The sequence below is a fragment of the Vibrio sp. S9_S30 genome (assembly GCF_014694455.1).
Taxonomy (GTDB): Bacteria; Pseudomonadota; Gammaproteobacteria; order Enterobacterales; family Vibrionaceae; genus Vibrio.
The window spans coordinates 1-213 of record NZ_JAAUWT010000244.1 but is presented as its reverse complement, the minus strand read 5'-3'; the positions used below and the strand labels follow the sequence as shown (position 1 = coordinate 213).

At 50.2% G+C, this 213-nt stretch carries 1 pseudogene; it reads right to left on the bottom strand.

What is annotated here, in order from left to right:
- A pseudogene (locus HC752_RS24640) lies at positions 1 to 213 on the bottom strand (alpha-amylase family glycosyl hydrolase); the annotation flags it as partial.

Below are 213 nucleotides of genomic sequence, written 5' to 3'. Positions count from 1 at the left end.
GCTTCAGGGGTATTTGCCATACTAGCTCGAACTGGGTTCAAATCGACGTAGGCCATCGCCGCCGCAAGGGCTTGTTCATCCAATAAAGCTTGGCTTTTGAATCGCCCTTCCCAAAAATGCCCAGTACAGCCGTCTTCTTTGTTGGCTTGAGCGGCAATAAATTGATTCAGCAAGCGCATAAACCAACTGATGCTGGTTAAGCGCTCTCGCCAC